The organism is Affinundibacterium macrobrachii, from assembly GCF_014652415.1.
Taxonomy (GTDB): domain Bacteria; phylum Pseudomonadota; class Gammaproteobacteria; order Burkholderiales; family Burkholderiaceae_D; genus Undibacterium; species Undibacterium macrobrachii.
Map to the genome: position 1 here is coordinate 1,168,944 of NZ_BMYT01000001.1, position 17,778 is coordinate 1,186,721.

Sequence of the window (17,778 nt, forward strand, 5' to 3'; positions counted from 1 at the left end):
ACAAATTAGCAAGGCATTTCAGCATTTTTACGTGAGTAGAACCACCAAGTAATCACCATGCAACTGATGTAGAAAGCGATGAAGGTGTACAAAGCCATATCAGGAGCGCCTGTGATTTTGATGGAAGTACCAAAACCCTGAGGAATAAAAAATCCACCATAAGCACCAATCGCACCTGAGAAACCTAAAACAGCGGCAGATTCTTTTGCTGCATCCAAACGCGCTTGTCTAATCGCAGCTTCACCTTTGCCTGCGCTAGCACGTTCTCTTTCTGTTTGAAAAATAATCGGAATCATGCAAAACGTTGAGCCGTTTCCTAAGCCAGTCAAAATAAACATACCAATAAACGAGAATAAAAACACACTAAATTGATGTGCGTGTAACGCTGGCAATATACCGAAAGCAATCACTGCTGCCATTGCCGCGAAGACCCAGAATGTCAAACGTGCACCGCCCAATTTATCGGACAAGATACCACCGACTGGACGTGCTAAAGCACCAGCTAAAGGGCCGAGGAAAGCGAACTTTGCGACATCGACTTCAGGAAACTGTGCTTTAATCAACATCGCAAATGCTGCCGAGAATCCGATGAAAGAACCAAAGGTACCGATGTATAACCAGCACATTAACCAGTTATGTTTGCGTTTAAAAATGATTGCTTGATCAGAGAAAGACGCTTTGGCTGAGGCAATATCATTCATGCCAAACCATGCTGCAATCGTTGCCACCACAATGAACGGCACCCAAATAAAGCCCGCATTCGCCAACCAAAACATTTTGTCAGTATTGGTTTTAACATTGTGATACAAGAAACCATCACCAGAAATCGCCGCACCGAATACTGCAGATGAAATCACTAGTGGTGCGACAAACTGCACGACTGAAACCCCAAGATTACCAATCCCAGCATTCATGCCTGTGGCATATCCTTTACGTGATTTTGGGAAGAAGAAGCTGATGTTTGCCATACTCGAACTAAAGTTACCACCACCGAGGCCACACAATAGAGCGAGTATCAATAAGGTGGAATAACTGGTTGTGGGATCTTGCAAAGCGAAGCCCATGCCAATCGCTGGAATCAACAAACTCGCAGTCGATATCGCGGTGAAACGACGACCACCAAAAACAGGAACTAAAAAAGAATAAAAAATTCTCAGAGTTGCTCCCGACAATGCCGGCAAAGCAGTCAAGAAAAATAGCTGATCTTTGGTGAATTTAAATCCAGCCTTATCCAAGTTAGCAGCCACCACACTCCACAGCATCCACACTGAAAACGCTAACATCAAGCAAGGTATTGAAATCCACAAATTTCGATTTGCAATGCCATTACCTTCTTTTTGCCAAAATCCACTATCCTCCGGCTCCCAACGACTTAATACATGTCCCATCTCGTACTCCTTCACTGAATTAATCTCACATTTAATCTCAAATTATTTTTGATGTTAGAGACTCTTTATGCCTGCTGATTTGTACTTACCAATGACAGTTCGACTGCACAAAGAAAAACGCACCATCCTGAATGTCATCTTAAGGATGGTGCGTCTATTTGAGAATTCTACGTATGGGGATAGAACGATCCGCAAAAGTAGGGGTTGATCAGCCAAAAGAACTAGTCCGAACTCCCTGCTCTACATTTAATTCCGGCGTGATACGTCGCGTTAAGGGGCGCACATTATTTTTAGCAGCTGGTGTCTCTTGTGCTGCGCTAGTGCTTGCATACGCCTTCAATGCCGTCATGCAGTGAATATAAATTCGCGATGCGCTGACACGGATTAAGTTTAATTCACTTAAGTGATGCAACATCCGAGAGAAAGTCTCTGGCGTTAGATTGAGTAAAGATGCCACCACATTTTTCTTTAACTCAAGGCGGATGTCGTTACTGTCTTGGGTAACAGCAACCTGTACCAAATAATCGACCACCCTTTGCATGGCATTGTGCGATGATTGTCGTTCTACGCTGCGGATAAATCCTAGCAAACGATACGACAAACCCGTCATCATTTGACGTGCAATTGTTGGTGATTGGTCGAGCAATTTAAATAGCGCATTACGCGGCAAACGCAGTAGCAAAGAAGGCTCTAAAGACTCTGCATAAAATGGATATGGCTCGTCTAAGAACAGCATAGCTTCACCAAAACATTGACCCGGGCGAATTAACTCAACGATCTTGTCACTGCCATTGGACGATGGAATCGCCAATTTCACCAAGCCATAGACCAAAATAAAACAGGCATCTGCCGTATCGCCTTTTTGAAACAGACTCAGACCTTTATCTAACTCCATTTTCACGACTTCTTTTTTTAAGCTTTCTAACTCAAACGGCGAAATATGGCGAAATAAAGCCTGATTCGATAAAAGTCCATCAAGATTAATCTTACTCATAGCGAGTCCCCCATCTTATAAATGTGTGTGACACAGTGTAATGGGGGAAGATAAGCGTCGACTATACGTCGTTAGGAGTAGTTCGGCGTTGCAGATGGCTAGTCATTATTTGCCGAGTTGACAATCTTATGGGTAATTACTTGTCCATCCCATGCTCAACCGCATAGACCGCAATTTGCACACGGCTAGTTAGATTAAGCTTTTTCAGAATGTTTTGTACATGAATTTTGACTGTGCTTTCAGCAACATCAAGATTGCGCGCAATTTCTTTATTACTTTCACCACGGGCTAGGCACACCATCGTCTCGCGTTCACGTGGTGTCAGTTTTTCACGTTCTGGCGCGGTCGATACATTATTCCCTGATCGAAATTGCATGACCAACTTGGCTGTCATCGACTCCGCAATCACAGGCTCACCAGCGGCAGCGCGTTTAATCGCTTGGGTTAGATAGTCCGCTTCAATATTCTTCAACAAATAGCCACGAGCGCCATTCTTTAAAGCGGTTGTTAGGTCTTCTGCTTCTTCTGAGACTGTCAGCATCAACACTGCAGTGTCGGGCAAATCTTCGACGATCAATTGCATCGCTTCCAATCCAGATAAGCCTGGCATGTTTAAATCCATTAACACGACATCAGGCTTTAATTGTTTTGCGCGTTTGATACCTTCCAAACCATCAGAGGCCTCGCCAACAATTTCGAATTCGGGGTTACGTTGCAATAACAATCGTATGCCACTACGAAACAAGCTGTGATCATCGACTAATAAAATTTTTATGCTCATGTCTCTACAATTTCTTCGCTAGATTGTTTACTAAGTTTAAGCCACCAGAATTAAGCCACAAGAATTAAGCAACTAAGCGTTCTGCACGTTTCAAGTGCAAAGCAATTGTAGTGCCTTGGTCAACTGAACTCTCAATCGAAAACTGTGCAGCAAGACGCTCGGCTCGTTCGTGCATAATGCGTAAGCCAACGTGACTATCACCTTTTTGCGCGACCTTACTCATATCAAAACCAGCGCCATCATCATGAACCGTCATCACAAAATCACGATCGTTTGCAACCTTGACTTTAACCTCGCTCGCTTGCGCATGTTTACGCACATTTGATAAGGCTTCCTGCAAGATAAACAGCACTTGTAATTGCTGCTCAGGCGCTAATTGTGCGCCATCACCACTAATTTCTATCGTCGCGTGTACGCCAGTTTGACGCTGAAATTTAGACACCACGTTACGCATTTCAGATTCTAAATTACTGTCTTGCAAACGGGTACGGAAATTTAACAAAAGTTCTCGCACATCCTCGTAACTTTCTTGGATTCCTGCACGTAGCAGCGGCGTGATATCGTGAATTTCTTCGATATCATTGCGCTTCAATGAGTCTTCCAACATCTGCACTTGCAAGTTCAAGAAATTAAGCCCTTGTGCAATACTGTCGTGCAAACCTTGCGCCAACAAATTGCGCTCTTGCGACACCGCGAATTCTTTTTCTCTGGCGATTAAGCGCTGATTCTCAATCGATGAACCTAAGTTTTTACCCAAAATTTCTAGCAAGCGACGTTCCTCGCCTTTCACTACACGCTCTTGAGAAAAGTGCAAAGAGAAACTACCGATCACTTGATCACGCGCCTGAATTTGAAACACGGCTAAGGAGACATAGCCTTCTTCTTGGCAACGATAACGTTTTTGTTGATCCAATAAACGAAAATCGCGCACTAAAATAACGCCTTTCGAAGTAGCAGCACCACACAAGCAATCATCTTTTTTAATGCAATGCTCTTCCTCAATCATTTTTTCCGAAATACCTTCATGTACCGTGATATGAACATTACCTTTATCATTATCGAGAATACGAACCGTACCACCATCGGCATTCATTCTCTGCATAATTCTATGCAAGAATCCACGGCATAATTCTTCAATCGCATGAGGGCCAGAGAGAAATGCCGCGATCTCATACATCGTACTAATTTCGTGATTCTGCGCTTGTAGCTTTGCGGTTTTTTCTGAAACACGATCTTCCAAAGTTCTATGCACAGTTTGCACATGATCGGCCATTTGATTAAAGGCTTGGGCTAAGACGCCGAATTCATCTTCAGTTTCTATCGGAAGTCGCACGCTTAAATCGTCTTTACTCATACGCGCGATACCCGCTTGCATGCGCGTAACTGGACCAACAATCCACAAGTACAAAAGATAAAGTAAGGCAATACTGGCGGCGAGTGACATAAAAATCAAGGCGGTCTGACACAGCCTTAGCCACGTGGTTTTTTCTTCTAATTCGACTTCAACTAGCGAGACCAGTTGATTAATATTTTTAACGAATCCGGGTAATTGTGCAGCATAAACTTCTAGCGCAATTTGCTTTAATTGTGGATCGGTTTGCGCCACGACTTTCTGCGCGTTGACTTGAATATGTTGATGCCAATCTTGCTGCACCTTTTTCATTTGCTCGCGTATCGGTGTCGTTTGTGGCAAGAACAAAGGGCGCTTGGCATCACCATGTTCGAGATCGGATAAGGTGCGATTAAATTCTTGCAACTCTTGTATAACGCTATTACCCTTCTGCGGATGTTCCAAAACCATCGCCAAGCGATAAGAACGCATACGCAAACTACCCGCCTCATTAATCGCTGCGCCACCACCTTCTAACTGCCAAGACAATAATAAGGTGTAACCAATCGCAGCTAAAGTCAAAGCCAAACCAACTACCGTCGTCATTAAAATACGAAAAGTCAGGCGCTTGCCTATCGGTAATTGGTTGGTGGAATCCATATGGCTCTTCTCTAACTCGCTGTGTTTTTCACTTTGATTGATCTGCTATTGATCGACTATTGACCGACTATTGACTGACTATTGATCAACTACTCAATCAACCAACTCTGGATTTTTGCTAACTTCTTCTGTCGTTTCATGTGATTCAACAGCATCAACACTGCTCGCGTGCGGCACACCAAGTGGGCACACCATAGGCAGAAAGCTATCGGTACGGTCAGAGTATGCCAGCAATGCGCCGTTTGTCATATCGAAATACCAACCATGTAGTGCAATTTCGCCACTTTGTTCACGTTCTGCAACCCACGGGAAGCTACGCAAATTATTGAGTGACATGATAATCGCCCCAAGCTCGCAGGCGTGATTTTGTACTTCTTTGCTACAGTGACTTAATTGGCTTAACACTTGCTGTTTAACCGGTTCAACAATACGCATCCAACGACCAATAAAATCAATCTTACGACTCGGTTGATAACCCTGCATCAATGCCCGTATGCCACCACATTTTTCGTGCCCCATGACGATAATACGCTTCACATTTAAAGCTTCTACCGCAAACTGTATCGCTGCACTAACCCCTTGTTGATTGCCAGATTCATTACATGGTGGCACTAAATTCGCCACATTGCGAATCACAAAAATATCGCCAGGATCACAATCAAGTAGTAAAGCAGGATCAACCCGCGAATCACAACAGCCAATTAACAAGGTAGTCGGATTCTGACCATTATTCAACTTATTATAAAGCGGCTTTTCACCAGCAAAATATTTGGACTGAAAGCGTTGAAACCCTTCAATAAATTGGTGAATATTACGCACTTCCATCTTCAACCTCACTCTATTTTACTCAGTAGACTATCCACCGGTTTGTGACATAAACCGGATAATTTTATGTCTTTGTGTCGTGAACTCGTGGCGCTCTGGTTTGAGTTCTATCGCTTCTCGTATCGCCTGTTCAAGCTCTGTATCACTGATCCCCGCACGCAATAAAGGACGCAAAGCAAATTGTTCGTCTTGCCCCAAGCACATATACAGCGTGCCATCGACCGCCAAACGTACGCGATTGCAACTGGCACAAAAATGTTGGCTAATCGGCGAAATAAAACCGATCGTTCCTTGCCCATCTCGACGTGTCCAATAGCGTGCCGGACCGCCACCCAATTCTTCAGCCGCTGGAATCAAATCAAACTGACGCACCAATTGGTCTCGAATTGGACCAATGTCGCGGTATTGACTATTTTGTCCAGTACTACCCATCGGCATCGCCTCAATTAGGCGCAAAATGAAACCTTCGTTAAAGCAAAATTCCGCCATACGGGGAATTTCATGCTCATTAACACCGCCCATCACTACCATGTTGAGCTTAATAGGCTTAAATCCTGCCTGCTTACCAGCTTGCAATCCCGCCATGATGCTGGCGAAGCTATCGCGCCCCGTGATATTTTCCATACAAGCTTTATCTAGACTATCTAGACTAACATTGATGCGGCTCACACCAGCCTGATACAAAGCCTGTGCATGCTTATGCAATTGCGTCGCATTTGTCGATAAAGAAATGTCTCGAATCTCCTCATGGCTAGCCAAACGTTCGACTAACTGTGGCAAATTGCGTCTCAATAATGGCTCGCCACCAGTCAAGCGCACGCGCGCCACGCCCAAGCGACCAAAAGCAGCAACCACTCTTTCAATCTCCGCGAAGGTGAGCCAGTTCTCCGGCTCCTCAAAGCCGTTAAACCCTTTAGGCATGCAATAACTGCAGCGCAAATCACATTTATCGGTGACCGAGACACGCAGATAAGTTAATTGCCGACCAAAGCGATCAATCAATTGCGCTCCAGAAGCCGATGCTGGGGATATAGAGAGATTTTTCATGCTGTCATTTTGTGCCGATTAAAGCCACAGCACAATTCGCCGCCAAGCTAGATCATCTAGTTCTTTTGGGGGATAAATCTTGTCCCAGATCAAATTTTGTCAGTGTTTGCAAATACCAAAAGTAATTGGAATAGACATGCTTGAAAGTTTGCGCACTTACATCATCAAAGAATAACGAAAGCACAACGGCAATTGCAAAATTGTGCGATAAACAAGAAAATCAATTGATCAACTATCAAAAAATTGCTAGCCTGATTCATAGACGCTATGACAATGCATAAGCAAAGTTGTGCACATTTATATCTCTATAGCGACAGAACATTTTTCATACGATATTGTGGTTATGCATAAAGTAATTAAACTGCTTTTAATTGTATTGTGTTGGCAACTCTTTGATTGCTCAATCGGCCACGCTACAGCCAAAGTACTGCCTCTACAAAATAGCACTAATGCTATTAACTTAAAATCGCATTGGCAGGTTCTAGAAGATAAATCAGGCTCCCTCACAATTAACGACATCTTACGACTAGAGCAAGCAGATTCAAGCAAGGCTGAGCGCACTCCAAAAGCTGCAAACGGATTTAGATTATTGAGTGGTAATCTAAGCGCCTCATATACACGTTCAGTCTTTTGGTTAAAATTAGATTTGCAACGCCAAGACCCAGCGACATCAACAGAGTGGTGGATGGAAGTAACTCCGAATATGCTCGATGATGTGCGTGCATATCATGTACAGAATCAAAACATCATTAGTACACATCGGTCTGGTGACCATACCCGCTTCGTCGATGGTGAAACACGTCATCGTCTAGCAGTGTATCGCCTCGCAATAGCAGATACTGAAAAACACAGCATTTATATACGCATACAAACTAGCAGCGCTTTGTATTTCAGTGCGCACTTATACACCCCTCAAGCTTTTGCCGAGGCCAGTAATTTTCAATCGAGCTTGTTGGGCGTGTTCTACGGCATCATGTTGGCGATGATTGCCTACAATCTCATTTTGATGTTCGGGTATCGGGACAATGCTAATGTTTTTTATTTGCTCTTGTCCGTACTCACATTGTTAGTTGGCTTCAACAACAATGGTCATCTGGCGCTGTATTTTGAACCCGATAATGTCTGGTTAATTGAGCTAATTCAAAGCCTCGCGGTACCCAGCCTTTTACTGTTTTATTCGCTATTCATTAACAGCTTCTTACAGCTGCCCAAAATCATGCCGAATATCGCCAAAGGATTTCGGATATTACAAATATTTGCGGTACTGATCATGATTGCCGTACTAGCGGGATATAACAGCTACGTTGCCGCCACTGCGCAAATTCTCGCTTTTATTCAGATGATTGTAGTGATTCCTATCGGCATGCTGATAGGCTGGCGTGGCTACCGCCCTGGCTATATTGTGGTGGCTGCGACAACCGCATGGATCGCTGGCGGCTTATTAGTCATCTTACGCAATCTCGGTGTAATTGAAAGTTCTTGGTTAAGTGAATATGGTTTCCAAATTGGCGCTGCCATTGAAATCATCCTACTCGCCTTAGCGCAAGCAGATCGTATCAATATCATTAAGAATGAAAATGCACTCGCACAAGCGCAACTGCTTTCTATCTCGCAAAAAGCCGAACAAGAATTAGAAAGCAAAATCCAGCAACGCACCAAAGAGATGGCAGAATTAATTGAACGCTTGGAAAAACTCGATAAGCAAAAAAATGAATTCTTGGGAATTGCCGCCCATGATTTAAAAAATCCGCTAACCGGCATCATTGGGCTCAGCGATTTAATGCGCAAACTCGAACCAAGCATCACACCCGAACAGCGCTATAGTTATCTAGAAAGAATTAGTCGCAGTGGCAATCGCATGATGCATATCATCACCAATTTGCTCGACGTAAATGCGATGGAATCGGGCAATGCCAAACTCGAAAAAAATACGATCAATATTGTCGAACTTTGCCATCAAGTCTTAATTCAATACGAACATAATTTGCGCGCAAAAGAATTACAGTATCAACTAAATTTTTCCGACACAGAATATGCAAGCAATCCACCTAGCCTGATGGTGTTAGTCGACCAAAATGCGTGCTTTCAAGTGTTAGATAATTTGATTTCGAACGCGATCAAGTATTCACCTATCGGCAAACTGATCACCATTCAATTATCGCGACATGAAGAGTTCGCGCAAATTTGTATTCAAGATCAAGGACAAGGATTAACAGCAGAAGACCAGCAACGTTTGTTCGAACGCTTTAGCAAGCTATCGAGCGTGCCAACTGCAGGTGAACATTCAACTGGCTTGGGACTGTCTATCGTCAAGAAACTCACTGAAGCGATGGGCGGTACCGTCAGCTGCGAGAGTGAGTTTGGCAATGGCTGCAGCTTTGTTGTTGAATTACCTTTAGCCAAACAGAAAGACAGTAAAGACTAAGTCATAGCCGCTAATGTTAGCTGTGATAAAAGTTGATTGAATAGCGCGACCAATTCAAACTGAATTTAAAGCCCATTCAAAAAATAGTTAGGATCAATTTTGATCTATCTGATTAACACGATCAGGCGCAATAAGTGGCAACACCATAATGAAGCGACTACCTTGTTCAAGCTCACTTTGAACTTGAATACTTCCGCCCAAAATAGAATGAATAATGTTGTAGCAAATATGTAGTCCTAAACCACTACCGCCGGTACCAAGTCGCGTGGTAAAGAAGGGCTCAAAAATTCGTTCTCTATTTTCTTGCGCAATGCCGACACCGTTATCTTCGACAATCAATTCCACCCGCGCCGCATCTAAAGCGCGACCACGAATCAAGATGAGCCCATTTTTGCGCTCATTAAATCCGTGCACCATAGCATTGATAATCAAATTATTTAGAACCTGTCCTAAAGAACCTGGATAACTATCGAGAACCAAGTCTGCTGCAATTTCTACGCGAATCTCATGGCCTTCTCGCTTGCTGCGATTAAACAAGGTTAAGGCGACTTCCTGACAGAAATGGTTTAAATCAAAACTACGACGTTGGTCTGAAGTCTGATCAACCGCAATTTGCTTAAAGCTACTCACTAAATTGGCAGCACTCGTTAGACTACGTACCATTAAATCCGAGGAACTAATGGCACTCAGCGTGTAGTTCTCTAAATCAGAACGCCGTAATTGATTTTCCTTTACTTTTTGCAAGAACTCCTCAGTCATTTCCTGCATCGTACTCGCCATCAATAAGCTATTGCCGATTGGTGTATTTAGTTCGTGTGCGACACCCGCCACCAATGATCCTAGCGCGGCAAGTTTTTCTTGCTCGACCAACTTCGATTGCGTGATTTTTAAACGACGATAGGCTTCAGCATTGTCATACGCAACGCCGGTGTAAGAAGCTAAGGTACGCAAGATGTTTAAATCATTTAAGCTAAATGCATTCGCCTCTTTACTTAATGCCCCCACCACACCCATCACGCGACCACCTAAAATAATCGGCACGTATACGCCAGAACGCGAGTCTTCAGTCGGAGTACCATCTTCCAAACGCACATAGGCTTCTCCGCTACGTTTCGCGATGATGGAATCAATCTCACGACTATCGTGCGCAATTTCGTTGACGATCAACTCCTGTCCGCTCAATACACAACGCGCGGCTGGTTGCTCCTCTGCGTCTAAACTACGCTCGTACGGCAAAATCAACTGATCTCCTTGCACCGTGTATTCAAAGCTAATTACCCGTCTATCCCAATCGACAATACCAACGCCAAATGTACTAGCACGCACCATGCTGCGAATATTTTGATACAGCGTATTAAGAATCTCTCGTTTATCAAGCGAGGAAGTAATTTGCAAACCGATTTCACTTAATCGCCCGATATCATTACGCGCACGTTCAGCGATTTCTCTTTGTGCTTCGGCTAATTTTTTTTGCGCTAATACCTCTTGCGTTTGCGCCTTTACCTGCTGCTCCAGATACAGTTGATTCTCACGAATGGCTTTTAAACGTACATGATAGGCAAAGCGTAACGCACTCAAGCCGATCACCATCCACATGCCATACCACCACCAAGTTCGCCAAAACGGTGGGGTCACAACGACAGTTAAAATTTCGGTGCTTTCCCCCCATACACCATCAGGATTGGCGGCTTTTGCCATTAATCGGTAAGTACGGGCATCCAGATTGGTGTAGGTGGCGACGCTACGATCGCCTTGTCCATAAATCCAATCTTGGTCATAGCCTTCCAACTTCCACGCATAACGATTTTGCGTACGATTATAGAAATGTAAGGCGGCCAATTCAAAGCTGACCATGGTTTGCGTGTGATCTAGCTTGATTTGTTTGCTCGCGCTTAAAGGGCCGTCTATGCCTAAACTTTTTAAATCTGCTAGGCCGTTCTTTGCAGCGGTTTCGGCATCACCAACTTTACTCGTATTTTGCTTGGTGTTTGCCGCACTATCTGTTTGATTGTCGGCCATCGTCAGCGACTTATTAAACAGCAAAATATCACTCAAAACCACGCGTGGTGCCACTCTATTTTCCCAAATATTTTGTGGATGAAAATAAGTCAAACCGACCCCACCAAACAGCATACTGCCATCTGGCATTCTCGTGGCAGCAGCAAAATTGAAAGCGCCATCAAAGCGTCCAAAAGATGGAAAGTTATGCCCCTCTCTCGTTTCTGGACGCACGCGCATTAAACCGCGTTCACTACTCATCCAAATTTCGCCGTTTTCAGCATCTTGCATGGCCTCGATCACATCTTTAGGGATTTGCGGGATATCCGCCCAAGAGACGAGTTCCCAAGCGTTAGCGCCAACCGCCCCTGCCACTGGTTTCACTTCTAATAAGCCACCTAGAATCGTCGCCGCCCAGATACGACCATACTTGTCTTGTCGTAAGGCGGTCACACCTAATTTGTGTGGAGTTGGTAACCACGCAGACGGCTTACCGATCGCTAAAAATTTTTCCGCTTGTGAATCGAAAATAAACAAGCCGCCTTTACTGCCTACCCACAAACGATGTTGTTGATCAATCAAAAGACTATCAATTGCATCATCGTTTATCCAATCTGGGCGATTCAGTTCCGCTTTATAGATTCGAAAACTGCCGTCCTGCTTGATTCGATAAAGACCAACACTAGTACCGGCCCATACGTCACCGTGCTGGTCTTGTACCAATGAGGTAAAGCGCGCACCGATAGGAAAACTTTTATCTAATTCGAGATCACGACTAGATTGTGTTATTGGATTAAAAATCTGCAAGCGCTCGCCGCCTACCCATAATTGCTTCTTGCTATCCAACATCATGGCTCGTATATATTCCACCCCCATTTGTTGTTGCGTGAAGCGCTGTGTTTCTCCACTAGCGAGATGCAAACGATTTAAACCACCGCCCAAAGTACCGAGCCAAGCATGCTCGTTTCCGTCTGGTAAAACAGCTGTGACTAAACGATGAGATAGGCTGCGTTCATCGCCCGGAATATTCAGATAACTGGTAAAACTGCGTCCCTTCAAATCCACTAAATTTGCACCATAGTCACTGGTACCAACCCATAAGCCACCGCTCGCGTCTTGCATCAACGAGGTAATCGAATCGCCACTTAAACTACTATTGACGGATGGACGATTACGGAATTTTTCCAGCATCTGTTGATCATCGCGCCAACGTAATAATCCTTGATCATCTCCCATACCCAACCACATAGCATGTTCATGATCTTGCAATATCGCAGTGATAGTTGCATTCGGCAGCTTTAAATTGGACGGTAAAGTCAGCGATTTGAGCTGATTTTGCTGCAAAGTCCATATCTGCAAGCCATCGGTCAATCCAACCCAAAGTTGCCCATGACGATCGAATGCTAGACTACGTACTTGTGCAGATGATTGTGCCAACGCCTTAGCTTTTGCGTGCGCTGCGCTGATGTTGACACGATGCGTCAACTTTCCTTGATGATCGATACGCGCAATGGTTTGGCCCTGTCCTATCCAAATCGCGCCTACCTTATTACCTGTATTATTTGTATTATTGGTTTGATTATCGCTAATCAATGCGCGCACTTCACCAACAAACTCGCCAGATACCGCACCTTCAGCTCGCCAGCGAGTAAATTGCTGACTAGTTGGATCAAACAACATTAATCCAGCCGCAGTCGCTATCCACAAACCACCGCGATCTGCTTGCGTGATGCCATACACCACTTGCTGTTTCAAATCCATATCGGTAGGCATCGCGATCCGCTGTATCGACTCTTTACGCAAATCCAAAACATTTAAACCGCGTCGCGTTCCTATCCACAAGCGCTGTTGATCATCTTCAAATAAACTGAAAATACGATCGTGACTAATGCTGTTCTCGTTTGCAGGTGCATGTGAAAATAAACGGATATGTCGGCCGTCGTAACGAACCAAACCATTCGCGGTTCCCATCCACACAAATCCATTGCGGGTTTGATACACGGTCATGATGCCAGTACTCGGCAAGCCTTGATCGATACTAAAATGATCAAAGCGCAAACGATGCAAGGAGCCTGCATTAGCAAGACTACAAAAAGTCATTTCGGCTAACAATAATACAAAGCCAAGCAAGCAATTTGCGAGTAGCGGACGCAAAGATGGGACAAAAAGAAGTTGCAAGTGTAAACCCCTTATTGAGAACCTGACTCACGGATCTGAATGACGAACCTGAATGATGAGAGCACAGTTAGCGAATCGCCAAGCTGAATCGCTATGCCCTTTGATAGCAACTATAACAGACAAAAAGTACATAAGAAAAATACTTCTGAGTCGTCTAGGGTCTCTTGATAAAACTTCTGCAAGAATTTATTTTATTGCTTGGGGAGCACCTATAAAGTTATGCCCTGAGGGGTGATACAGAAATATAGTACTAACGAGGGCGACACACTTTATTCAACTGATTTCAGCTGATGTCGGCACTTTTGGTGGAAATAAAACACGTCGCAACTCACGACGGTAACGCGCTAAACTCATCAATAACATCACTGCCAACATCGCTTGGGAGAACGCGAAGGTAATGCCAGCTACATATTTCCATGGTAGCGGTGAAATCGGCAAGCACAAGAGGCAAAGCAAAGCCAACACAGCGCTATACGCCTGCCAACGTAAACGCGTCGGTGGCAAAACCACTTGCATACTTGGAACCCGTTGTCCCATAGGAGTTTGACGACGCAAATGTAAGAAAATCAAAAACGGAATAATTTTCCCTAGCATCGCATTGACTGGCATCACTGCACCACCAACCAAGCACAATACGCCTATCCACCAAGGTAAAAAACTCAGCCATTCACTTGATAAATAAGATGTCAGATGAAGGAGTATCAAAAGCAGACCCGCTGCACTAGCCCAACTCATGGCGCAAACCAGCCACAATACCCATGCTGGATCAAAACGACGCTTTGCACCAAGTAAAGCGCGCATCGACACCAACGCCAAAGCCATCACAAACAAAGCCAGTGCCGATAAAAAACCATCCAACAAGCGCTCAGAGAGCGGCACAAACAACAACAGCAAACCCAACCAAATATCCCAAGGTAAGCGTCGATGCCAAGTCAAACTAGGACGATTAGTTTGCCAAAACATGGGTACCACAGTTGACGCAACACCAAGTACCAGACAGGCAATCCAGCCAACCAACCCCCAAGCAACATGCAAGCGTAAAAAATAAGCGATATCGACTTGCCACCATGCCGCAAATGCACCCGCCAACACCACCCCGAGTCCAATCACCATGCTCAAGGGTAGGACAATTCCACGTAAAGTCTTGAGGCTAGCATCGGGATGCGATGGCAACACAATCCGCCAAGCCGCTGGCGCTAATGCCAGCACGATGGCACCATATAAAAATACGGCGAGCCAAGCGGCCACTGCAAAACCTTGGCGATCACCTGCTAAAAATCCTAGACTTAAACCAGCAGCAATCGCAGTCGAGCCAAGCGCAACAAACGGTGCAATCCATTTTGCGGGTCGTACCACCTGCCCTGCCACCACTGGAAACAATTGAAATAAAGCACCAACCATAATCGGTGCGAGCATTCCCAACACCAAGACATGGGTGACGGCTAACACTAAAGGTGAAAAACGGTTAGGTAATCCTGCTTCGGGACCAAAGGCGAGTAACAAGCCTGCCGCCACACCTAACCATGGCGCGGGCAACAGACATCCAAAAATCGTTGCTGGCGAAGGTGCTAGTTCATAGTTGAGAATTTTTGGAGCTGACATCGCTTCGCCTCTGCGATTGGAACATCTGCTTGCTGTCGAGCAGTTTAGCGCAACGTACTATTTAACGCACAATATAACGCACTATTTATGTGAACTTCAGCCTGAGTTTAAGGCATCCGTTTTTCAAATTGCTCCGCCTAAGCAAGCTTTGCTAGCTTGCGCTGAGCAAAGAAGCTTGCTAAATCGAGATGGTAATTAAGCTGCGCAAGAACACGCGCCACCACAACCGCCCATACCAAGTACCGACATCAAATTCGGCACACTACCACCGCACATAGGGTAGAGAATATTTTCTTCTTTCACATTATGCTGTTGAATCAAAACATTCAGTGTATCGATGGTTGCCAAGGCCGATTCAATTTGTCCTTGTTCAACTTCATCCATAGCTTGATCGCGCAATTGACGGATCTCTGCATGTTCGCCACGCATCACCACGGTAGGGCCGTTGGTCATGCCTGTGGCTTTTTCAAACGCAGGGAATAAACGTTCTTCTTCCAGACGGAAATGGTGTTCTAACTGTTCATCAAACAAGCGAAAATTTCTACCAGCTGAAGACAGATCTGCTTTATGCAAAGCGGCTTCAACCCGATTTAATTGATCATCACATTCTTGGTGTTGCTTCACCAAACTCATCATTGCTTGCGACATGATTTGCTCCTACCTAAATTGAAAATCTTTGCCGCAGAGGCGCAGAGGACGCCGAGAATTTCTATTTACCTCGTCAACACTTAAATCTTATAAAACTTAACAAACTTAAGCATGATTTAAAGAAGGCTCGATCTCGATAAAAATACCTCTGCGTACTCTGCGCCTCTGCGGCGAAAAAACTACTGCACCAAAGGCGTGTTCGCCCCTGCCAATTCGATACCACTGATCTTGGCTTGTCCAACCATTAATTGTAAATACTGACGCATCGCATGATCGTGGCTCGCTCTTTGCATCGCATCGGCGATCTTGCTTTCAACTTGCTCAAATGGCAGTAATTTACCTGCCAATTTACGACCCAGTTGCACGATGTGCAGACCAAATCGCGTTTCTACCAAACGTGGCACGATCTTATGTTCTTCTGCAGAGAAAATCACTTTTTCAAATTCAGGAACGGTGTCACCACGCGTTAATTGGCCGAGATTGCCACCGACTTCGCTTGATGGACAGTTTGAATTCGCTTTTGCCATCGCGGCAAAATTGGCTGGATTGTCCAACAAATCTTGCAAGACTACTTCGGCATGACGTCGCAAATTATCGAGATCGAGCGCAGGTGTCACTTGGAATAAAATGTGATTTGCTTCAACCAATTCACCCACAGTAAAACGCTGTGGATGCGCTTGATAGTGACGCAGACATTCTTCTGAACTTGGCTTAGGTACGACGACTTCACGTACTAACAAAGCTTCGATTTTGTCTTCATCTTCACCTGACAAACCGAGTTCATTTGCCTTATCCAACAAGACACGACGCAACACCAAAGCCGTCATCGCACTCTTCATCGGATCTGCCGTACCTTGATGCTCAGGCAGCTCTTTTTCCATCTCAGCATCGCTGAGTTCGTAACCATTAACTATGACGGGCATGATTGCCTCCAATTTAGTTTTATTCGCCGCAGAGGGCTAAAAAATTTCATGAATTTCTCCGCGTACTCTGCGCCTCTGCGGTTCTAAGATTTATCGTGGGCGAACGAGTTGCCATGCACGGCTCAAATAACCGACAGAAGCAAAACCACTCCATACATGCACTAAACGAGTGAACGGGAAAATCACAAACAAAGTCAAGCCCATAAACAAGTGCGCCTTAAACAAGAACGGTGCAGTGACGATATAACTAGCCGCATCACCTTTGAAGGTAACGATGTGCTGCGCCCAAGTCATCAACAAGACCATCATGTGTCCATCGCGATGATGCAAAGATTCGAAGATGGTAGACAAGCCCAAGCCCAAGGTGATGAAAATCCACAGTAACAAGACTTTGTCACCGGTTTTGGTCACGGCAGAGATACGTGCATCGGTAAAACGGCGGTGCATCAAAATCAACAAGCCAACCATACACAAAGTCCCAAACACGCCACCCATCACAATCGCGATCATTTGTTTGAAGCCATGTGACACACCCAAGGTATCCCAGACAATTACAGGTGTCAGCAAACCGACCATGTGACCGAAGAACAGGCCAAGTACGCCGATGTGGAACAAGATATTACCCACACGCAGATTACCGGCATGCAGCAGTTGAGAAGAATCACTCTTCCACGTATATTGCTCACGCTCGAAACGTGCCAAGCTACCGAACAAGAAAATCGCTAAAGCGATGTAGGGATAAATCCCGTATAAAAATTGATGTAAGTAGTCCATGATGTTTCCTCTTTATTGATTCTGCATTCTAAAATTCACGCGTGAATGAAATTAACTTACTTAATCCCCTCCCCTTCCAAGGGGAGGGTTAGGGTGGGGATGGGTTTCGGTTGATGTATTAATGTGGGTATATCCCACTAAAACCCATCCCCATCCCGACCTTCCCCTTGAAGGGGAAGGAGTAACACATACAAACTAATCAGTG

General features: G+C 44.8%; 12 protein-coding genes. 1 reads left to right on the forward strand and 11 read right to left on the reverse strand.

The window, feature by feature from the left end:
• Positions 1-5: 5 nt before the first annotated feature.
• The 6 genes from IE103_RS05210 to moaA all read right to left on the reverse strand — a co-directional run bounded on the left by IE103_RS05210 (position 6) and on the right by moaA (position 7,025).
• Complete coding sequence (locus IE103_RS05210; RefSeq protein WP_189344890.1) at positions 6-1,388, reverse strand: NarK family nitrate/nitrite MFS transporter; 1,383 nt, start codon at positions 1,386-1,388, stop codon at positions 6-8.
• A gap of 208 nt (positions 1,389-1,596) precedes the next feature.
• Positions 1,597-2,382: a Crp/Fnr family transcriptional regulator gene (locus tag IE103_RS05215; protein ID WP_189344891.1), complete on the reverse strand. Its 786-nt coding sequence runs from the start codon at positions 2,380-2,382 to the stop codon at positions 1,597-1,599.
• A 136-nt stretch (positions 2,383-2,518) separates the two neighbouring features.
• Complete coding sequence (locus tag IE103_RS05220) at positions 2,519-3,163, reverse strand: response regulator (protein ID WP_189344892.1); 645 nt, start codon at positions 3,161-3,163, stop codon at positions 2,519-2,521.
• Positions 3,164-3,227: 64 nt separating this feature from the next.
• Positions 3,228-5,153, reverse strand: coding sequence for a type IV pili methyl-accepting chemotaxis transducer N-terminal domain-containing protein (locus IE103_RS05225; RefSeq protein ID WP_189344893.1), 1,926 nt, complete (start codon positions 5,151-5,153; stop codon positions 3,228-3,230).
• A 93-nt stretch (positions 5,154-5,246) separates the two neighbouring features.
• Entirely contained in the window at positions 5,247-5,978 is a 732-nt protein-coding gene (locus IE103_RS05230) for a carbonic anhydrase (protein ID WP_308426969.1), read from the reverse strand.
• A gap of 30 nt (positions 5,979-6,008) precedes the next feature.
• Entirely contained in the window at positions 6,009-7,025 is a 1,017-nt protein-coding gene (moaA, locus tag IE103_RS05235) for a GTP 3',8-cyclase MoaA (protein ID WP_189344894.1), read from the reverse strand.
• Positions 7,026-7,368: 343 nt separating this feature from the next.
• On the opposite strand from moaA, the gene IE103_RS05240 reads away from it, so the two are divergent.
• Positions 7,369-9,450, forward strand: coding sequence for a sensor histidine kinase (locus tag IE103_RS05240; RefSeq protein WP_189344895.1), 2,082 nt, complete (start codon positions 7,369-7,371; stop codon positions 9,448-9,450).
• A 93-nt stretch (positions 9,451-9,543) separates the two neighbouring features.
• Here the strand turns inward: IE103_RS05240 and IE103_RS05245 are convergent, their stop codons facing one another.
• The 5 genes from IE103_RS05245 to narI all read right to left on the reverse strand — a co-directional run bounded on the left by IE103_RS05245 (position 9,544) and on the right by narI (position 17,573).
• Positions 9,544-13,626, reverse strand: a complete 4,083-nt coding sequence (locus IE103_RS05245; RefSeq protein WP_189344896.1) for a two-component regulator propeller domain-containing protein — start codon at positions 13,624-13,626, stop codon at positions 9,544-9,546.
• A gap of 273 nt (positions 13,627-13,899) precedes the next feature.
• Complete coding sequence (locus IE103_RS05250) at positions 13,900-15,228, reverse strand: hypothetical protein (protein WP_189344897.1); 1,329 nt, start codon at positions 15,226-15,228, stop codon at positions 13,900-13,902.
• 195 nt (positions 15,229-15,423) lie between these two features.
• The gene (locus IE103_RS05255; protein ID WP_189344898.1) at positions 15,424-15,876 is read right to left on the reverse strand and encodes a hemerythrin domain-containing protein; all 453 of its coding nucleotides are present in this window, start codon (positions 15,874-15,876) and stop codon (positions 15,424-15,426) included.
• A gap of 179 nt (positions 15,877-16,055) precedes the next feature.
• Positions 16,056-16,799, reverse strand: coding sequence for a peptidylprolyl isomerase (locus IE103_RS05260; protein ID WP_189344899.1), 744 nt, complete (start codon positions 16,797-16,799; stop codon positions 16,056-16,058).
• Positions 16,800-16,889: 90 nt separating this feature from the next.
• Positions 16,890-17,573 (reverse strand): respiratory nitrate reductase subunit gamma, encoded by a 684-nt coding sequence (gene narI, locus IE103_RS05265; protein WP_189344900.1) that lies wholly within the window; start codon positions 17,571-17,573, stop codon positions 16,890-16,892.
• Positions 17,574-17,778: the final 205 nt, after the last annotated feature.

Excerpts from the sequence above, each read along its gene's own strand:
- IE103_RS05210 (WP_189344890.1), bottom strand. The coding sequence starts at position 1,388 with ATGGGACATGTATTAAGTCGTTGGGAGCCGGAGGATAGTGGATTTTGG.
- IE103_RS05215 (WP_189344891.1), bottom strand. The coding sequence starts at position 2,382 with ATGAGTAAGATTAATCTTGATGGACTTTTATCGAATCAGGCTTTATTT.
- IE103_RS05220 (WP_189344892.1), bottom strand. The coding sequence starts at position 3,163 with ATGAGCATAAAAATTTTATTAGTCGATGATCACAGCTTGTTTCGTAGT.
- IE103_RS05225 (WP_189344893.1), bottom strand. The coding sequence starts at position 5,153 with ATGGATTCCACCAACCAATTACCGATAGGCAAGCGCCTGACTTTTCGT.
- IE103_RS05230 (WP_308426969.1), bottom strand. The coding sequence starts at position 5,978 with ATGGAAGTGCGTAATATTCACCAATTTATTGAAGGGTTTCAACGCTTT.
- moaA (WP_189344894.1), bottom strand. The coding sequence starts at position 7,025 with ATGAAAAATCTCTCTATATCCCCAGCATCGGCTTCTGGAGCGCAATTG.
- IE103_RS05240 (WP_189344895.1), top strand. The coding sequence starts at position 7,369 with ATGCATAAAGTAATTAAACTGCTTTTAATTGTATTGTGTTGGCAACTC.
- IE103_RS05250 (WP_189344897.1), bottom strand. The coding sequence starts at position 15,228 with ATGTCAGCTCCAAAAATTCTCAACTATGAACTAGCACCTTCGCCAGCA.
- IE103_RS05255 (WP_189344898.1), bottom strand. The coding sequence starts at position 15,876 with ATGTCGCAAGCAATGATGAGTTTGGTGAAGCAACACCAAGAATGTGAT.
- IE103_RS05260 (WP_189344899.1), bottom strand. The coding sequence starts at position 16,799 with ATGCCCGTCATAGTTAATGGTTACGAACTCAGCGATGCTGAGATGGAA.
- narI (WP_189344900.1), bottom strand. The coding sequence starts at position 17,573 with ATGGACTACTTACATCAATTTTTATACGGGATTTATCCCTACATCGCT.